The sequence below is a fragment of the Actinoplanes sp. NPDC024001 genome (assembly GCF_040638955.1).
Taxonomy (GTDB): Bacteria; Actinomycetota; Actinomycetes; order Mycobacteriales; family Micromonosporaceae; genus Actinoplanes.
In genome coordinates, this window is sequence record NZ_JBEZZB010000197.1 from 1 (window position 1) to 17,483 (window position 17,483).

Consider the following 17,483-nt stretch of genomic DNA (forward strand, 5'->3'; position numbering starts at 1 on the left):
GCCGCCCCCCGCCCGCCGCCCGCCGCCCGCCGCCCGCGGCCTGCGGCTCGCCGACTCGCCGTCCGCTGCTCTGCTGCGTCCGCCCGAGGCCCGTCCGCTGGCTACTATCGGTCAGGGAGTCGATCATCCAGGCCGGCTTCGTAACCGGCGATCACCAGCTGTGCGCGATCGCGGGCTGCCAGCTTGGTCAACAGGTTGCTGATGTGGGTTTTCAGAGTGCTGCGGCTGATATGCAGGGCGGTCTCGATCTCGGCGTTGGAAAGCCCTCGGGTGATCAGCGTGAGCACGTCGCGTTCGCGCGGGGTGACGCCGTCGAGGGTGCGGGGTGGCATCGCGCGGCGCAGCGACGCGGCGATCAGCCGGCGGGTCACGCTCGGGGCGAGCAATGCCTCACCGGCGGCGATCGTGTGGATCGCGTCGAGCAGGCGGGTAGGGGTGATGTCCTTGAGGACGAAGCCGCTGGCGCCGGCCCGCAACGCGCGGTAGACGTGGTCGTCGAGGTCGAACGTGGTGAGCACGAGCACCTGCGCCGAAGGTGCTGATGTCGTGATCCGCTCGGTGGCCGCGATGCCGTCGAGGTCGGGCATGCGCACGTCCATCAACACGACATCCGGCCGGCGGGTGGTGGCGAGGGCGACTGCCTCACGGCCAGTACCGGCCTCGCCGACCACGATGAGCCCGGGCGTCGCGGAGATGAGGTCGCGAACCGTGTCACGGAACAGTGGTTCGTCGTCCGCAAGCAGAACTCGGACGGGGCTGGCGGTCATGTCGGCAGCGGGAGCGTCGCGCGCACCGCGAAGCCGATGCCTGGAGCGGGCCTGGCAGTCAGGGTGCCGCCGTGCATGGCTACTCGTTCTCGCATGCCCAACAGGCCGTTGCCGACCGGACTGACCAGCAGGCCGTTAGTGACCGGAGCGAGCCGCAGGCCGTTGTCGACCGGACCAGCCGGTCGGCCGTCGCGAACCGGACTGGCCGACTGATCGTGGTCGGCTGGGCCGGCCAACTGGCCGTTGCGGGTTGGGGTGGCGGCCATCGGCCCGTAGTTGGCACGACCTGCTGCCGCGCCGTCATCCGCGACGGTGAGGGTCAGCGTCTCGGGGGTCACGGTGATGCTGATGCGGCAGTGGCTGGCGCGTGCGTGTCGGCGCACGTTCGTCAGCGCCTCCTGCAGGATTCGGTGCATCGAGAGGCGCAGGCCGGCCGGCACGCCTGAGAGGTCCGCGCTGTCGAGGGTGACCGCTATCCCCGCTGCCCGGGTCTGTTCGACCAGGTGGTCGACGTCGACGGTGCCCGCTGGGTCTCTGCTTTCCCGCAGACCGCCGAGTACCGCCCGCACGTCGTCCAGCGCCGCCCGGCTGACCTGCTCGATCGTCTGCAGGGCCGCCTGCCGGTCGCTTTCCAGATGGTTGGCGACCGCTGCTTTCATCGCGATCAGGCTGAGGTTGTGCCCGACGACGTCGTGGACGTCGCGAGCGATGCGTAACCGTTCCTCAGCCACCGCATTGGCGGTGCGCAGCTCGGCGATCTGGGCAGCGTGGCCACGGCGGGTGCGGACCGTCCAGGCCAGTGCCCAGGTGCCGACGATCAGTGCAGTGCTGTAGGCGGTCACGGTCACCGGGGCGGTGCTGAACGACTCGACGTCATCGCGAGCCGGCACGAGCGGGAGCCACGAGGTGAGCGCGTCGGCGAGACCGGGCACCAGGGTGGCGGCGAGAGCGGCACCCAGCGGCCAGTTTCGGGTGGACGTCAGCACGACCGGGTACAGCGCGAAGGCTGCCGCATACACCGACACCTCGGCGCCGACACCGACCACGACGGTCAGCGCGGTGGCCATCAGCACCACTGCGAGCACCGGGATTGGCCAGCGCCGGCGGACTGCCAGTGGCAGACCGAGGAGCGCAGCCAGGACCCAGACCCACCAGCCGGAGACCGGCCGCATCAGCACCACGGCGGCCATGACCGCAGCGGCGACCGGCACGTCCGCTGCCATCAGAGCCCATCTCCCGAACACCATCGCCTCACGGTAGCCAGGCTTTCGTGACGGCGCCTCGGCCCACGGTCCGATGCGCTCCGGCTGGCGGACGACCGATGCTCGGACCGTGCTGACCCACGTGATCACCGCTCTGTTGCTCGCTGTCCCGGCCGCCCCGGCCCGCAGCGTCACCACTGTCGACGCTGCCTCGATCGACGCTGTCGTCAGGGACTATCAGAAGGCCACACGGATACCCGGGGTGGCGGTGGCGGTCACGCAAGGCCATGCCGTGGTGCACACCGCAGGATTCGGGCGCACCGCCTCCGGAGACGAGGTCACCGACCGCACCGTGATGCCGATCGCGTCGCTCAGCAAGTCGATCACCGCGCTCGCCGTGATGCAGTTGGTGGAGGCCCGGCGGGTTCAGCTGGACTCACCGGTCAGCGAGTATCTGCCGGAGTTCGCCCTCGCCGACAGCCGAGCGGCCGGCATCACCGTGCGCCACTTGCTGGAGCAGACCTCCGGGCTGGCCGACGTGACCAACCCCGCACGCAGCCGGCCCGTGCCAGGCACCTTGCGCGAGGCGGTCGCTGCGATGCGCACGGCCCGATTGGCCGCGGAGCCGGGCACCCGGTTCGAATACCACAACCCCAACTATCAGGTCGCCGCCCGTCTCGTCGAGGTGGTCAGCGGGCATAGCTTCGACGCTCACCTGAGCGAGCGGATCTTCGCCCCGCTCGGCATGACCGACAGCCGCACAATCGGCACCCCTGCGGAGGCTCCGGCCGCCGTGCGGGGACACCGGATGATCGCCGGTCTGCCGGTGCCCCTAGCCGAGCCGGCGGATTTCGGGAACGGTTCGGGCGGTGTGCTCAGCACCGCAGGTGACATGGCCGCGTGGCTGATAGCGCAGGCCGCCGGCTACAAACGGGCCGTCGGCAGCGCCGAGACCGGAGGACGTGGGCAGGTCCCTGGAGGCGCCCCGGCCCCAGGAAGTACCCCTCGCCCAGGAAACACGCCGACCGGTGGCGGTGCGCCGACCGCTGGTGGCATGCCGCCCGGTAGCGGTGCGCCGACCGCTCGCGGCGCGCCGGTCCTGTCGCCGGCCGGCATCGCGCAGATGCACCGGCCTGGGGTGCGCAGCGACTACGGGCTTGGCTGGGACACCGGAGAGACGCCATCCGGAGCGCCGCTCGTCGAGCACACCGGAGGGCTGATCACCGCCACTGCGTATCAGGCCTTGTTGCCGGATCAGGGCTACGGCATTGCGGTCATGGCGAATGCCGGCAGCCAGTACGGTGACGCGGCGTCCCTTGGTGCCGGCCTGATCAACCTGATCGAGGGCCAATCAGGAGCCGGGCCGGATGGCGTCGCGGCGCTCGTCGCCACGGACATCGTGATCCTGCTGGTCGCCTTCGGCGCGGCGGTTCTGGCAGTCCGCGGAGTTCGGCGGTCGGGCAGCTGGGCCGGTCGGCATCAGGTCGGCCGGCTCGTCACCGTGGTCCGGCTGCTGCCCTATTCATTGCCGTTGTTGCTGCTGATCGCACTCGACGGGGTGGTGAGCGCTCTGTATCGCGGCCAGGACATCTCGTGGCAGCAGGCGGCGTATCTGTTCCCGGCGTTCACTTTGCTGCTCGGCGTAACTTCCGCAGGAGGCGTCGTGGTTCTCGGCGCTCGTCTGTTCAAGGCAGCAACGCGGCAGCACGGCCGTTCTTCCGGCACGGGGCCGGCCCGTAACCAGCCGGAGGTGACGCTGTCGTGAAGTCGGTGACCCGTACCCGGTGGCCGGCGACAGGGAGACGCTCGTATGGGGACCGGCCGTCCCGGGACGCGGGCGCGCTGCGGTTATGTCCGTGGAAGAACGGCGTTTCGCAGCAACGCCCGGTCGATGTTCGGCTGTCAGGCGCTGGTGGGACTCAGGTCGGGTGGATTGTCGATGGGAGCGAAGCAAGCGTCGACGACTTCCGGCGGCACCGCGTCGATGGTTGCCGGCTGCCAGCGGGGGCGGCGGTCCTTGTCGATGATCTGAGCGCGGATGCCCTCGGCCAGGTCAGGAAGGCGCAGCATGGCGGCCGAGAGGCGGTATTCCTGGTCGAGCGCCTCTGGCAGGCCGGGCAGGGCGGCGGCGGTGCGGACCGAGCGCAGCGTGACCGCCAGCGAGGTCGGCGACTTGGTGGTGATCTCCTTGGCGGTGGCCTGAGCGGCGGTGTCCGGGTGGGCGGCGAGCCGTTGCACGATGTCGGCGACGGTGTCGCCGGCGTAGCAGGAGTCGATCCAGGTGCGGGCAGCGGTGAGTTCGGCCTCGGGTGGTGCGGTGGCGAGCGACGCCACCACCTCGGCAGCATCGTGCTCGGCCAGCGCCCGCGCCAATTCCGGGAGCCGGTCGGCGGGAATGTGGTGGTCGGCGAGCCCTGCGAGGATCGCGTCGCCGGCGCCGATCGATGTCCCGGTGAGGGCGAGATGCGTGCCGAGCCGGCCAGGGGCGTGCGCGAGCAACCAGGAACCGCCCACGTCGGGGTGGAAGCCGATGCCGACTTCCGGCATGGCCAGCCGGGAGCGTTCAGTGACGACCCGGATGGATGCATGAGCCGAGACGCCGATGCCGCCGCCCATGACGATGCCGTCCATGAAAGCGACGACCGGCTTCGGGTAGGCGGCGATGGTGGCGTTGAGGCGGTACTCGTCGGCCCAGAAGTCCAGCGATCCGGTGCCGCCGGAGACGGCGTCGGCGTGGAAGACCCGGATGTCGCCGCCGGCGCACAGACCACGCTCGCCGGCGCCGGTGATCAGGACAGTGCGCACGCGGTCGGAGACCGCCCACTCGGCGAGGGCGCGGCGGATGATCGCGACCATCTCAGCGGTGAGGGCGTTGATCGCGGCGGGCCGGTTCAGCGTCAGGTGTCCCAGGTGGCCGTTCACGCTGGTGAGCACGGACGGTGTGGTCACTCGGCGCGCCTTCCTGCGAGCAGGCAACAGCCGTTGATCATCCGCATTCTCGATCGGTCCCTTCGACGTCCTGGTGGGCGGAGCACACTCATGATCATCCCGGCTGCGGGCGCGGACAGACAGCTGAACCCGCCGACGAGGGCAAGAGGCTCGTCGGCGGGCGAAGCGAAGCGCAGGGGCAGCGGGCGCGTGATGCTTCGTGGAACTCTGAGCGGACCTACGACACTCCAGGGGGCGATATGGCGACCACCCGGAAGGTTCCACTCACCTGCCGGCTCAATCTGCGGCACCGGTGGCAGACCCGCAGCACTGAGGACGGCAACCGCTGGAAGGCCTGCGTTCACTGCGACCGGGAGAAGGAGACTACGAACATCGACGTGCACCTGTTCCATTGAGCGCGCGCTCGCTGCAGGGCCGCCAGTAGTTCGGCGCCGATTGGTGGTGGTGACACCACTTTCATCTGGGCGTCAGCACTCCCGACATCGACTCCCGCCGCGACGACGATCGTCCTCAGACGAAGTCGAGCAGCAGGAGGCGGTTGTGGCGACGGAGATTTCCCGGCGTTCGGTACTTGCCGGGACAGCGGCGGGCGTGGTGGGTGCGGCGGTCGGTCGGGGTCAGTCCGCGCAGGCGGGTGCCGGCCAGGGAGCAGCAGAGGCCAATGCGGCAGACAAAGCTGCGGCGATGGGCGCGGCGGAGAGGACGGTAACGGCTGAAGCTGCAGCGACGGCCGGGATCACGGCTGTCGTCGGCGCGACGGTGATCGACTCGGTGGGCGGCACCCGGCGTGGCCAGACCGTGCTGGTGCGTGGCGAACGGATCATCGGCGCCGGCGACGTTCATCAGGTGCCGGTGCCGCACGATGCCCGCGTGGTTGACGGTCGCGGGAAGTTCCTCATCCCGGGGCTGGCCGACATGCACACGCACGCGACCGAGATCGATCCGAGTGATCCTGAGATGTACGTGGTGAACGGTGTCACGACCGTACGGCAGATGTCGGCGAGTGATGCCGTGCGCAAGTGGCGTGCGGACATCGCGGCAGGGGCGCGGCTTGGCCCGAAGTTGACTGTCGGTAGCGCGATCCTGGATGGCGCGCCGTCGCTGTGGGAAGGGCTGGGCGTGCCCTACGTCGCGATCGCCGGGCCGGGGCAGGCGCGGGCGGCGGTTCGGCAGCAGGTGGAGGGTGGCGCGGACTTTCTCAAGACCTACACGCGGTTGAGCCGGGAGTCGTTCCACGCGCTGGCAGCCGAGGCTCGCCGGCTCGGGGTGCCGTTCCTGGGGCATGTGCCGGATTTCGTGCCGGTCACCGAAGCCAGCGATGCCGGATTGGGGAGTATCGAGCATCTTTTCGAGTTCTGGTACGACACTTCCCGCGACGAACGGCGGCTGCGACGTGAGATCAGGCGGATCAAGGTCGCCGGTGGTGACTATGCCGGCTGGTTCACCGGTCTGCACCCGGTTGAGTACGCGGCTGCACGCAGCTACGACCGGGACAAGGCGGCACGGGTGTTCGAGCGGCTTGCCCGCAACGGCACCTTCGTGACGCCGACCCTGACCGTGCACTGGACGTGCGACGTGCCGCAGGACGTGCCGCACGGCGATCCGCGCTTCAAGTACGTGAGTGCCGACACGCTGGGTTACTGGCAGTGGGCTACCGAGACCATCTATCTGAAGGGCCGCACGCCGCAGGAAAGTGTGGAGCGTCGGGAGCTCTTCGACCGGCGGCTGCGGCTGGCCGGTGAGCTGGCACGCGCGGGTGTGCCGTTGATGACCGGAACTGATCTCGGCACGGCCTACCTGTTGCCGGGTTTCAGCGTGCACGACGAGCTTCGGCTGCTGGTGCGGGCCGGCCTCACCCCGGCACAGGCGCTGCGGGCGGCGACGCTGGAACCAGCCCGCCAGCTCGGGCGCGGTGACCAAGGTGTCATCGGGCGGGGCAAGGTCGCCGACCTGGTGCTGCTCGACGCGAACCCGCTGCACGACATCGGCAACACCACACGGATCGACAGCGTGTTCGTGCGTGGCCGGCTGATCGACGCGGCGGCCCGGCAGCGGATGCTCGCCGAGATCGAGGCGGCCGCGCAGCGGAAGACCCCGACCGGTGCGATGCCGGCAGCGGCCGGCTGCGCCTGCCACGGACGCGCCGCCTGACACCTTTGCGGCCAGCCAGCAAAGTCGTAGCCTGCGGGCTGCGGCTCCGCCAGGTCGTAGCCTGCGGGTTGCGGCTCCGCTGGTCGTAGCGTGGCGGCCGCGGCTGCGGCGGTCGTAGCCTGCCGGCCGCGGCTCCGCCGGCCCACTGGCAGGGTTACGGCTTGCGGGCCACCCCACCGTAAACCGACACCTGCCCATCAGTCGGCTGCAATTGGTCGCTCGGGTCGCCCAGCTCCGGCCGCCAAGCGGGCAGCACCTGCAGCCCCGGCTCCACCATCTCCAAACCGGTGAAGAACTGCTCGATCTGCGGCTTGGACCGTACCTGCATCGTCACGCCCTGCTTGCGGTAGACCTCGGCGATCTTCTCCCAGGCCTCCGGCCGGAAATCGCCGGTCAGGTGCGACAGCGCCAGGTAGCTGCCCGGCGGCAGCGCCGCCAGCAGGCGGTTGACGATGTCCTCTGGGTCGTGGTCGTCGCCGATGAAGTGCAGGATCGCGATGAGCAGCAGGCCGACCGGGCGGTTCAGGTCCAGGGTCTCGGTGAGGACCTTGGAGCCGAGGATGGAGTCGACGTCGCGCAGGTCCGCGTCGAGGTAGTCGGTTCTGCCGTCGGGATGGCTGGTCAGCAGGGCGCGGGCGTGGGTCAGCACGATCGGGTCGTTGTCCACATAGACGATCCGGGAGCGCGGGTTGATGGCCTGCGCGACGTGGTGGACGTTCGGCGCGCTGGGGATGCCGGTGCCGATGTCGAGGAACTGGTCGATGCCCTGCTCAGCGAGGTAGCGCACGGCCCGGCGCAGGAACAGCCGGTTCTCCCGCGGGGGAATCCGGCTGTCCGGGTTGGCCTGCAGGCCCCGGTGGGCGGCCTCGCGGTCGGCGGCGAAGTTGTCCTTGCCGCCGAGGAGGTAGTCGTACACCCGGGCGGGGTGCGGGCGGTCGGTGTGCAGGTCCACCTCGGCCATGTCGTGCTCTCCTTCGCCGGCCTCCCAGTGCGGAGCTGATCGCTGAACCGATCAACCTCCAGGCCGAACCGATCCTTCCACGACGCCGCAACACCGTCCACAGTCGAGTCACGGCCGGTAGCCGCGCCCGCCGGGCTGCGTCTCCTCCCACTCCTCGACGAAGGCCGCGCCGAAGACCGCCACCGGCGGGAACGAGGCGCCGGCCACGAGCAGAATCCCGAGCGCGGCGTGCAGCCAGGCACGGCCGGCGCTGCGCTGCCGGCGGGCACGCAGCCACAACCAAAGACCGATGGGGTACGCCAAGAGCACCGGCACCACGAACAGCATCACCGGTGCGGGAAACGAACCGCTGCTGACCGCGGCCACCAGGAAGAACGAGGCTGACGGCACCGCGCAAACGCCCAGCAGGCACATGGTGGTGATCAGCAGCGCGGCGGGCACCCGTGACAGCATGCGGCCGACCCTACGACGAGGCGGCAACCAGCCCGCGCCGGCGTGGCGGCGGCCCCTGACGGCGGAGTGGTACGCAGGCCGTGGCGGCGGTCCCTGACGGTAGGGCGGCATGCAATCCGCGACGGCACGCGGGTGGTCCTGAACAACCACACGGCAAGCAGCCTGTGTCGGCATGCGCGGCGAGGGCGGCAAGAGGCCCGCACCGCATGCGGTCGGCCCTGGACGGCCGAGGCGGCAGACCAGGCCGCGCCGGCATGCGGTCGGCTCTGGACGGTCTGGGCGGCGAACCCGGCCGCGAGCGCATGCGGCCGACCCCGGCGACGGGGCGGCGGGCAATCCTCAACCCCACTAATCTCTGTCTATGGATTACCGGGTGGGCCGCGGCCTGGCCGCCTCCTCGCGGCCGGTGGGATTCGCCGTGGTGACTCTGGCCTACGTCATCGCCGGGCTGGCTGCGTGGCTGGTCGTCGCCGCGCTGCCGGAGCGGCATCCGCTGCTGGTCACCTTCATCGCCGACCTCGTCGCCACGGTTGTCGTGTTCGCGGCGAGCGTGGTGGTCGCCAACGCGAGCCTGTACGACCCGTACTGGAGTGTCGCTCCGGCCGTGATCGCCGTCGCCTGGGTGCTCTGGGCGGCCGGCGGTGATCTCGCAGAGATCACCGCGCGGCAGGCTGCCCTGCTGGCGCTGATGCTGGCCTGGTCGATCCGGTTGACCGCCAACTGGGCGGTGTCCTGGCGCGGCCTCAGCCACGAGGACTGGCGTTACGTGCAGTTGCGCGAGCAGCGACCGAGCTGGCTGCCGTGGTGGGTGATCAACCTGACCGGGATCCAGCTGATGCCGACCCTGGTGGTCTTCGGCGGCCTGCTCGCGGTCTGGCCGGCGACCACCGTGACCGACCGCCCGTGGGGCGTCCTGGACGTCGCCGCCGTGGCGGTGACCGCCGGCGCGGTGGCCCTGGAAGCGACCGCTGACCGGCAGTTGCGCGGATTCGCCGGCGATCCCGCCAACCGGGGCCGGGTCATTGATCGCGGGTTGTGGCGGTACTCGCGGCATCCCAACTACCTGGGCGAGATCGCGTTCTGGTGGGGGATGTGGCTGTTCGCCCTGGCCGCGGCGCCGGGCTGGTGGTGGACCGTGGTCGGCCCGGTCGGCATGGTGCTGCTCTTCGCGTTCGTCAGCGTCCCGATGATGGACCGCAGGTCGCTGGTGCGGCGTCCGGACTACGCGGAACACATGCGCCGCGTTCCCGCCCTGATGCCACGGTTGGGGCGTCGCTGATGCCATCGTGACGCCACTGGGTTGCGCATGGCATCATGGTGGTGTCATAGTGGCGTCATGGAACTGCGCCCCTATATCGACGCTCTGCGTCACGAGCTCGCGCTCGCCGCGGCGACCGGGGGCGAAGACGCCCGGGAACTGGCCGAGCGGCTGACCGCGCCACTCGAGTCCGCGGTGCGGCTCGCCCTGCTCGACGCCCTCTCCGAGGCGGCCACCGAGATCACCCGCGATCTCGCGCCCGGCTCGGTCGACCTGCGGTTGCGTAACCGCGAGCCCAGCTTCGTCGTGACGCTGCCGCCCGCGGACCCGTGGACCGATCAGGCCGCCACCTCGCCCCCGGCCGAACCCACGCCGGCGCCGGCTCCGGCGCCTGCCGCAGGCGAGGACGAGGCGACCGTACGGATCAGTCTGCGTCTCCCGGAGAACCTGAAGAACCGGGTCGAGCAGGCCGCCGCCCGGGCCGGCGTCTCGATCAACACCTGGCTGATCCGGGCCGCTGCGGCCGCGGCCGACCGGGACGGCGGCTCGTCCGCGACCGTCACCGCGGCCAGCGGCAGTCAGCGCTTCACCGGCTGGGTCCGCTGACCTTCCCGCAGAACGGAGACCCTCATGCCCACCTTCGACACCCCCCGACCGATCACCGCCTCCATCGACCTGCTCGCCGGCCAGGTGCACGTGGCCGCGAGCGAGCGGCCGGACACCGTCGTGCACGTGCGCCCGAGCGACGAGGACGACGAGCGTGACGTGCGCGCCGCCGAGCAGACCCGGGTCGACTTCACCTCCGGCACCCTGACCGTGCGCGGCCCACGCCAGCCGGGCCTCGGCATCTTCGGCAAGGTCGGCACCGTCGACGTGCTCGTCGAACTGCCGGCCGGCTCCGACCTGGAGGCCAAGCTGGGCGCCGGCGGCGTGCGCTGCACCGGGCAGCTCGGCAGCTGCCGGCTGCGCAGCGGCGCCGGCGACCTGCAGGTCGATCACGTCCAGAGTCTGTCCGTGCTGACCGGGATGGGCCTCGTCACCGCCGAGAGCGTCACCGGCGACGCCAAGCTGACCACCGGCTCGGGCAAGCTGCAGGTGCGCTCGGTGACCGGGCCGGCCGTGCTCAAGAACGGCAACGGCGAGACCTGGATCGGCCACGCCGGCAGCGAGCTGCGGATCAACTCGGCCAACGGCGACATCGCCGCCGACCACACCGCCGCCTCGGTGACGGCCAACACCGCCAACGGCGACATTCGGGTACGTGAGGTGGTCCGCGGCCTGGCCACGCTGCGCAGCGCCGCCGGCCGCATCGAGATCGGCATCCGCCAGGGCACCGCGGCCCGGCTCGACGTGCACACCCAGTTCGGCAAGATCCGCAACGAGATGACCGCCACCGACGGTCCCGCGGAGACCGACGAGCAGGCTGAGGTGCGTGCGCGCACCGCGTTCGGCGACATTCTGATCCGCCGCTCCTGAACCACTCCTGATCCACTCCACCGTCCCGGCCGGGGCGTCCTGCCCCGGCCGGCGATGACCCCTGCCCGCCAGGAGGCGTAGATGACATCGACAGTCACCACCCGGCCCGCCGTCTCGGTGACCGGACTGCGCAAGACCTTCGGCGACAAGATCGTTCTCGACGGCATCGACCTGACCGTCACCGAAGGCACCGTCTTCGCGCTGCTCGGCCCGAACGGCGCCGGCAAGACGACCATGGTGCGGATCCTCGCCACGCTGCTGCCGCCGGACGGCGGCACGATCACCGTCGCCGGGCACGACCCGGCCTCCGACCCCGATGGGGTGCGCGCCGCGATTGGCCTGACCGGCCAGTTCGCCGCCGTCGACAAGCTGCTCACCGTACGGGAGAACCTCCGTCTGATGGCCGACCTGCACCGCCTGGGCCGCGCCGAGGGTGCCCGGCGTGTCGCCGGGCTGATCGAGCGTTTCGACCTCGGTGAGTCGGCTGCCAAGCCGGTGTCCCTGCTCTCCGGCGGCCAGCAGCGCCGCCTGGACCTGGCGATGACCCTGGTCGGCGACCCGCGGCTGATCTTCCTGGACGAGCCGACCACCGGTCTCGACCCGCGCAGCCGCCACGCGATGTGGCAGATCGTGCGGGAGCTGGTCGCCGAGGGGGTCACGGTCTTCCTCACCACCCAGTACCTGGACGAGGCGGACGAACTCGCCGACCGGATCGCCGTGCTCGACCACGGCCGCATCGTCGTCGAGGGCACCGCCGACGAGCTCAAACGCCGAATCCCCGGCGGTCACCTGCTGCTGCGGTTCGCCGATCCGGCCACATTGGACGCGGCGGCCTTCGCGCTCGGCGCGGTGCAGCGCGACGACAACGCGCTGACCCTGCAGGTGCCCAGCGACGGCGACGTCACCTCGCTGCAGGTCGTGCTCGGCACGCTGGAGCGGGCCGGTGCCAAGCCCGACCACCTGACGATCCACACCCCGGACCTGGACGACGTGTTCTTCGCCTTCACCGGGGCGCCCGCCACCACCCACGAGGTTGCCGAGGAGACCCGATGACGACCATGGCACACGCCCTGACCGATTCGAACACGATGCTGCGCCGGCAGCTGCTGCATCTGCGCCGGTACCCGTCGCTGACCGTGATGCTGATCGGTCTGCCGGTGGTCTTCCTGCTGCTGTTCGTCTACGTGTTCGGCGGCGCGGTCGGCGCGGCGATCGAGGGCGGCCGCTCCGGCTACGTGAACTACCTGACCCCGGGCATCCTGCTGTTCACCGTGGCCGGAGCCGCGGCCGGCCCGGCCATCGCGGTGGCGTCGGACATGACCGAGGGCATCGTCGACCGGTTCCGCAGCATGGCCATCGCCCGCGGTGCGCTGCTCACCGGGCACGTGCTCGGCAGCCTGGTGCAGAACATCCTCGCCGTGGTCGCGGTGCTCGGCGCGGCCCTGCTCATCGGGTTTCGCCCGACCGCCACACCGGTCGAGTGGCTCGCCGTGTTCGGTGTGCTGCTGGCGACCGCGTTCGCGCTGACCTGGTTCGCCGTCGCGCTCGGGATGGTCGCCGACAGTGTCGAGACGGCCAGCAACACCCCGATGTTCCTGAGCCTGCTGCCGTTCCTGGGCAGCGGATTCGTGCCGACCGACACGATGCCGTCCGGGCTGCAGGCGTTCGCCGAGCACCAGCCGTTCACGCCGATCATCGAGACCCTGCGGGGCCTGCTGCTCGGCACCGGCATCGGCAACAGCGCGGTCGTCGCGCTCGCCTGGTGCGCGGGGATCTCGCTGGTGTCGTACCTGTGGGCGAAGCGCAGCTACAACAAGCGCACCACCCGCTGACGGTGAGCCGGGTCTAGCATCGCCGGATGCGGATCGGCATCTCCGGAACCCACGGAACCGGCAAGACGGCCCTCGCCGAGGCGCTGTGCGCGCGCCTGCCCGGTCACGTGGTGGAGGCCGGACCGCATCTCCGGCTCCCGCCCTCCGCGGAGGACTGCCGGGCGCTGGTCGCTCGCTCGGTGCGGTGCCTGACCTCCCCGGCGTCCGGGTCGGGGGTCGTCTTCGACCGGACGCCGCTGGACTACCTCGCCTACCAGGTGGCGATCGGCGCGGACCTGGCGGAGAACGCGTCGTTGCGCCCGGCGTTCGCCGGCCTCGACCTGCTGGTCGTCACCCCGATCACGGCCGAGACCGAGCGGCTGCTGCCGGCGGCGGAGCTGCCCGATCTGCGGTCCCGCATGAACGACGCGCTGCTGGACCTGGTCCACACCGACCCGCTGCACGCCTGGCGGGACACGCCGGTGCTGCAGCTGAGCGGACCCCTCGGCACCCGGCTGGACACGGTGCTCGGCGCGATCACGAAGCGGCCTGTCACGCGGCCCCGGGCTAGCGATCCTGGCGGCGTTTGGTGAGCCAGCGCATCACGTCCAAGGGGTGTGAGGCCGGGTCGGGGATCGGGTGGAAGACGTGTTCGACCACGTCGCCGGCGACGATCAGGGTCAGGCGTTCGTAGAGGGTCATGTCGCCGGCGGTGACGGTGGGCAGGCCGAGCGCGGCCGCCAGGGTGAGCTGCGGGTCCGGGATCAGGGGGTACGGCAACCGCAGCCGGTGCACGAGTTCGCGCTGGTAACCGGTCGACTGGGCGGACAGCCCGTAGACCCGGTCGGCGCCCGCGCTGCGGATCTCGGCGTGGTGGTCGCGGATCCAGCTGGCCTGCTCGGTGCTGGCGCGGGCGCCGTGCACCTCCAGCAGGCCGTTGGGCAGGTCGACGCCGGGCCGCCCGGTGAGCGGGTAGACGAAGATCACGCTGCGCCCGGGACCGAGCGCGCCGAGATCGACCGGCCGGCCGTCGGTGGCGTAGAAGTCGAGCGACGGCATCGACCGCCCGGCCAGGGCGCCGGGTTCGGCGCCGGAGGCCGGCCGGGCGGTGGTCACCTGGCTCGCGGCGGCGTCCAGGCGGGCGTCCAGGGCGTCGCGCTGGGCGGTCAGCCGGCTGATGCGTTCCTGCAGGCCGGTGATGGTGCTGCGGTAGGTCGCCAGGGCCGCGGCGCAGACGTCGGTGTCGTCGGCCCCGGCGGCGATCGACTCCACGAACGGGCGGGTCTCCTCGACGGTCAGGCCGAGCGCCGTCAACTCGCGGATCTGGGTGACCAGGCGTACCGCGATCGGGTCGTACTCCCGGTAGCCGTTGCGCAGCCGCCGTGGGACGACCAGCCCGGCCGCCTCGTAATAGCGCAGGGCACGCACGGTCGTCCCGGTCCGGCGCGCCAGCTCACCCACCCGCATGCGGCGACCCTAAACCCGGACCCGAGGGTACGGGTCAAGGCGCCCGTTCTCGGGTTGACCCGTACCCCGGGGTGCGGGTTTAGCGTCACCGCCATGATCAAGGCACCGAGCGGCGACGTCGACTACGAGACCACCGGCCACGGGTACGCGCGGCGGCGCCGCCCGGATCCACGGATCGAGGAGCTGATCCACGCGGCGCTGGGGGACGCCCGGACCGTGCTGAACGCCGGTGCCGGCGCCGGCTCCTACGAACCCGCGGACCGCTACGTCGTGGCGGTCGAACCGTCCGCCCGGATGCGCGCCCAGCGGCCGGTGGCCGCGGTCCCGGCGCTGGACGCCACCGCGGAGAACCTGCCCTTCGACGACGCGAGTTTCGACGCGGCGATGGCGACCGTGACCGTGCACCAGTGGTCGGACACCGCCCGTGGCCTGGCCGAACTGCGCCGGGTCACCCGCGGGCCGGTGGTGGTGCTCACCTTCGACGGGGACGCGCTGGACCGGCTCTGGCTGGCCGATTACGCACCGGAGCTGATCGCCGCGGAACGCCGCCGCTACCCGGCGATCTCGGCCGTCGCGGACGCGATCGGCACCGACGTGACGGTCACCGAGGTGCCGATCCCGATCGACTGCGTCGACGGGTTCACCGAGGCCTACTACGCGCGGCCCGAGCGGTTCCTCGACCCCGAGGTACGGGCCGCCCAGTCCGCCTGGGGTTTCGTGGACGCGGCGGCCACCGCCCGGGCCGTCGACCGGCTCCGCGCCGACCTGGCCTCCGGCACCTGGGACACCCGGTACGGCCACCTGCGCACCCAACCGTGGTTCACCGGTGCGCTGCGGCTGATCGTGGGCCGGCCGTGACCGACACCCGCACCTACCTGCGCGGCCTGCCCGTCTTCGCCGGCGAACTGCCCCGTTTCGACCCCGGCGAGGCGCCGGACCGGCCGGACACGCTCTTCGTCGCCTGGCTGACCGCCGCGGTCGGAGCCGGTGTCCGCGAACCGCACGCCATGACCCTGTCGACGGTCGGGGCCGACGGCGTACCGAATGCCCGGATCTTGATCCTGAAGAACGTCGACCGGGACGGCTGGCAGTTCGCAGTGCACGCGGCCAGCCCGAAGGGGCGGGACCTGAGCCGGCACCCCGCCGCCGCCCTCACCTTCCACTGGCCGGAGCAGGCACGGCAGGTTCGCGTACGCGGAACCGTGCGGCCGGAACCGGCTGACCGGAGTGCGGCGGACTTCCTGGCCCGGCCACCGGGATCGCGTGCCGAGGCCTCGCTCGGCCGGCAGAGCCGGCCGCTGGCCGACCGGGAGACCCTGGACCGCGCGGTCGAGCAGGCGCGCGAGCGGATCGGAAACGAGCCCGGCTACGTCGTTGCCGAGTGGACGCTGTGCACCCTCGCGGCCACCGAGGTCGAGTTCTGGCAGGGCGACAAAGAGCGCAAACACACCCGGCTGAGGTACGCGCGGACCGGATCCGGCTGGATGCGGGAGCTGCTCTGGCCGTGACCGGGGTGCGACCATGACCGGCATGGCCCGTGAACTGGCCGACGGCAGCATCGTCAGCTTCACACCCGACGGCCGGTTCAGCGGCGTCGAATTCGACTGCTACCGCGGCGACGACATCGTCTCCACCGTCAGCCTGCCGTTCCTCGGCTGGGCGGTGGTCGCCTTCCCGGCCGGCGACCCGGGCCGGTACCGCACCCGGCTGCTCGCGGTCGGCCTGGGGGAGGACGGCGAACCGGCCACTGTGGTCGACATCCGCCGGGTCCACGGCCTCGCCGACGACCAGGGGATCCGGACGCGACTGACCGACGCGGGCACGGTACGGAGCCTGTCGCGCATCCCGATCGACGAGATCATCGGCAACTTCGACGTGGAACCGGATCCGCTCTTCGCGGACGACGACCTGTTTCCGTTACGAAGTGATGACGCTGAGTCCGATGACGACCCGGAAGAGTTCCCCTCTCCGGGTTGAGAGCGGCGCCACCGTTTCCTCCCCCCGATCTGCGGGCATCGCTGGTCTCGTGAACACCGGGGACCTGATGGACGGCCGATTCCGGCTGCGCGACCGGCTCGGCGCCGGCGGCATGGCGGTGGTCTGGCGTGCCCACGACGAGGTTCTCGGCCGCGACGTGGCCCTCAAGGTGCTGTCGCCGGACCTGGCACAGGACGTGTCGCTGCTGGCCCGCATCCGGGACGAGGCCCGGGCGGTCGCCCGGCTGCGTCATCCCAACATCGTGGACGTGTACGACTACGGTGAGGCGCCCGGCCCGTTGCCGTACGTGGTGATGGAGGTCGCTGAGGGCCGCTCGATGGCGCAGCTGCTCACCGCCGGCGCCCTGCCGTGGCGGGTGGCGGTGCTGATCACCGCCCAGGTGGCCGCCGCGCTCGCCGCCGCCCACGAGCAGGGCGTGGTGCACCGGGACGTGAAACCGGGCAACGTGATGGTCGGCGGCGCCCGCGTCAAGCTGGTCGACTTCGGCATCTCGGCGTCGTCCGGCGACGACGACCGGTCCGCCGGGCTGCTGCTGGGCACCCCGGCCTACCTGGCGCCGGAGCGGCTGGAGCGCGGCGTCGTCCGCCCGGCGGCCGACGTCTACGCGCTGGGCCTGCTGCTCTACCGGGCGCTGGCCGGCCGGCTGCCCTGGCAGGCGTCGACCACCACCGAGATGCTGGTCGCGCACCGCTATCAGGAGCCGGCCCCGCTGCCCCGGGTCGCCGGTCTGCCGGCCGAGGTGGCCGCGCTGTGCCGGCAGTGCCTGGCGAAAGATCCCGAGCAGCGCCCGAGTGCGGCCGAGGCCGCGGCGGTGCTGGCGACCGTGGCCGGGCTCAGCCCGGCCACCCTCGACCTGCCCGGTGCCGCCCCGTCGAACCACGACGAGCCGACCGCGCCGCTGACCCGTCAGATCCAGCGGATCCAGCGGATCCAGCGGGTCTGGCGGCCGCTGCCGCGCCGCGGGCGGATCGCCGTCGCGGCCGGCGCCGC

The 17,483-nt window shown here is 71.5% G+C and carries 19 protein-coding genes; 13 read left to right on the top strand and 6 right to left on the bottom strand.

Translation table 11 applies throughout. The features are described 5' to 3' along the window. Window positions 1-104: 104 nt before the first annotated feature. Together AB0F81_RS44310 and AB0F81_RS44315 are read right to left on the bottom strand one after the other, a co-directional pair. Window positions 105-767: a response regulator transcription factor gene (locus AB0F81_RS44310; protein WP_360209014.1), complete on the bottom strand. Its 663-nt coding sequence runs from the start codon at window positions 765-767 to the stop codon at window positions 105-107. Continuing rightward, window positions 764-1,957 (bottom strand): histidine kinase, encoded by a 1,194-nt coding sequence (locus AB0F81_RS44315; RefSeq protein WP_360209016.1) that lies wholly within the window; start codon window positions 1,955-1,957, stop codon window positions 764-766. The genes AB0F81_RS44310 and AB0F81_RS44315 overlap by 4 nt, the downstream gene beginning before the upstream one ends. 142 nt (window positions 1,958-2,099) lie before the next feature. Between AB0F81_RS44315 and AB0F81_RS44320 the strand changes: the two genes are divergently transcribed. Then, on the top strand, window positions 2,100-3,734 hold the full coding sequence (locus AB0F81_RS44320) for a serine hydrolase domain-containing protein (protein ID WP_360209019.1): 1,635 nt from the start codon (window positions 2,100-2,102) through the stop codon (window positions 3,732-3,734). 137 nt (window positions 3,735-3,871) lie between these two features. Here AB0F81_RS44320 and AB0F81_RS44325 read toward each other — a convergent pair whose 3' ends face one another. After that, window positions 3,872-4,918 (bottom strand): enoyl-CoA hydratase/isomerase family protein, encoded by a 1,047-nt coding sequence (locus tag AB0F81_RS44325; protein ID WP_360209021.1) that lies wholly within the window; start codon window positions 4,916-4,918, stop codon window positions 3,872-3,874. A 239-nt stretch (window positions 4,919-5,157) separates the two neighbouring features. Between AB0F81_RS44325 and AB0F81_RS44330 the strand changes: the two genes are divergently transcribed. Further along, a complete protein-coding gene (locus tag AB0F81_RS44330; RefSeq protein WP_360209023.1) occupies window positions 5,158-5,313 on the top strand; it encodes a hypothetical protein in 156 nt (51 codons plus the stop codon). A 145-nt stretch (window positions 5,314-5,458) separates the two neighbouring features. Beyond that, complete coding sequence (locus AB0F81_RS44335) at window positions 5,459-7,069, top strand: amidohydrolase family protein (protein ID WP_360209026.1); 1,611 nt, start codon at window positions 5,459-5,461, stop codon at window positions 7,067-7,069. Between the two features lie 154 nt (window positions 7,070-7,223). Here AB0F81_RS44335 and AB0F81_RS44340 read toward each other — a convergent pair whose 3' ends face one another. Together AB0F81_RS44340 and AB0F81_RS44345 are read right to left on the bottom strand one after the other, a co-directional pair. Continuing rightward, the gene (locus tag AB0F81_RS44340; RefSeq protein ID WP_360209029.1) at window positions 7,224-8,030 is read right to left on the bottom strand and encodes an SAM-dependent methyltransferase; all 807 of its coding nucleotides are present in this window, start codon (window positions 8,028-8,030) and stop codon (window positions 7,224-7,226) included. 108 nt (window positions 8,031-8,138) lie between these two features. Then, the gene (locus AB0F81_RS44345) at window positions 8,139-8,483 is read right to left on the bottom strand and encodes a hypothetical protein (protein ID WP_360209032.1); all 345 of its coding nucleotides are present in this window, start codon (window positions 8,481-8,483) and stop codon (window positions 8,139-8,141) included. 361 nt (window positions 8,484-8,844) lie between these two features. Here AB0F81_RS44345 and AB0F81_RS44350 point away from each other — a divergent pair, with 361 nt between their 5' ends. The 6 genes from AB0F81_RS44350 to AB0F81_RS44375 all read left to right on the top strand — a co-directional run bounded on the left by AB0F81_RS44350 (window position 8,845) and on the right by AB0F81_RS44375 (window position 13,621). Further along, window positions 8,845-9,762: a DUF1295 domain-containing protein gene (locus AB0F81_RS44350; protein ID WP_360209035.1), complete on the top strand. Its 918-nt coding sequence runs from the start codon at window positions 8,845-8,847 to the stop codon at window positions 9,760-9,762. Window positions 9,763-9,819: 57 nt separating this feature from the next. Next, window positions 9,820-10,347, top strand: coding sequence for a ribbon-helix-helix protein, CopG family (locus AB0F81_RS44355; protein ID WP_360209038.1), 528 nt, complete (start codon window positions 9,820-9,822; stop codon window positions 10,345-10,347). Between the two features lie 24 nt (window positions 10,348-10,371). After that, window positions 10,372-11,217 (top strand): DUF4097 family beta strand repeat-containing protein, encoded by an 846-nt coding sequence (locus AB0F81_RS44360; protein ID WP_360209040.1) that lies wholly within the window; start codon window positions 10,372-10,374, stop codon window positions 11,215-11,217. Window positions 11,218-11,298: 81 nt separating this feature from the next. Continuing rightward, window positions 11,299-12,270, top strand: a complete 972-nt coding sequence (locus AB0F81_RS44365; protein ID WP_360209043.1) for an ATP-binding cassette domain-containing protein — start codon at window positions 11,299-11,301, stop codon at window positions 12,268-12,270. Beyond that, on the top strand, window positions 12,267-13,049 hold the full coding sequence (locus tag AB0F81_RS44370; RefSeq protein ID WP_360209045.1) for an ABC transporter permease: 783 nt from the start codon (window positions 12,267-12,269) through the stop codon (window positions 13,047-13,049). The genes AB0F81_RS44365 and AB0F81_RS44370 overlap by 4 nt, the downstream gene beginning before the upstream one ends. Before the next feature lie 26 nt (window positions 13,050-13,075). Next, window positions 13,076-13,621: a hypothetical protein gene (locus AB0F81_RS44375; RefSeq protein WP_360209047.1), complete on the top strand. Its 546-nt coding sequence runs from the start codon at window positions 13,076-13,078 to the stop codon at window positions 13,619-13,621. Here the strand turns inward: AB0F81_RS44375 and AB0F81_RS44380 are convergent. Beyond that, window positions 13,596-14,495, bottom strand: a complete 900-nt coding sequence (locus tag AB0F81_RS44380) for a MerR family transcriptional regulator (protein ID WP_360209049.1) — start codon at window positions 14,493-14,495, stop codon at window positions 13,596-13,598. The two genes, AB0F81_RS44375 and AB0F81_RS44380, sit on opposite strands and share 26 nt — an antisense overlap. Before the next feature lie 93 nt (window positions 14,496-14,588). On the opposite strand from AB0F81_RS44380, the gene AB0F81_RS44385 reads away from it, so the two are divergent. The 4 genes from AB0F81_RS44385 to AB0F81_RS44400 all read left to right on the top strand — a co-directional run. After that, on the top strand, window positions 14,589-15,353 hold the full coding sequence (locus AB0F81_RS44385) for a class I SAM-dependent methyltransferase (RefSeq protein ID WP_360209051.1): 765 nt from the start codon (window positions 14,589-14,591) through the stop codon (window positions 15,351-15,353). Beyond that, on the top strand, window positions 15,350-16,003 hold the full coding sequence (locus AB0F81_RS44390) for a pyridoxal 5'-phosphate synthase (protein WP_360209053.1): 654 nt from the start codon (window positions 15,350-15,352) through the stop codon (window positions 16,001-16,003). Before AB0F81_RS44385 ends, AB0F81_RS44390 begins: the two co-directional genes overlap by 4 nt. A gap of 22 nt (window positions 16,004-16,025) precedes the next feature. Beyond that, window positions 16,026-16,472, top strand: coding sequence for a hypothetical protein (locus AB0F81_RS44395; RefSeq protein ID WP_360209056.1), 447 nt, complete (start codon window positions 16,026-16,028; stop codon window positions 16,470-16,472). A gap of 67 nt (window positions 16,473-16,539) precedes the next feature. After that, window positions 16,540-17,483, top strand: a 944-nt coding sequence (locus AB0F81_RS44400; protein ID WP_360209059.1) for a serine/threonine-protein kinase, incomplete at its 3' end; no start/stop codon positions are given.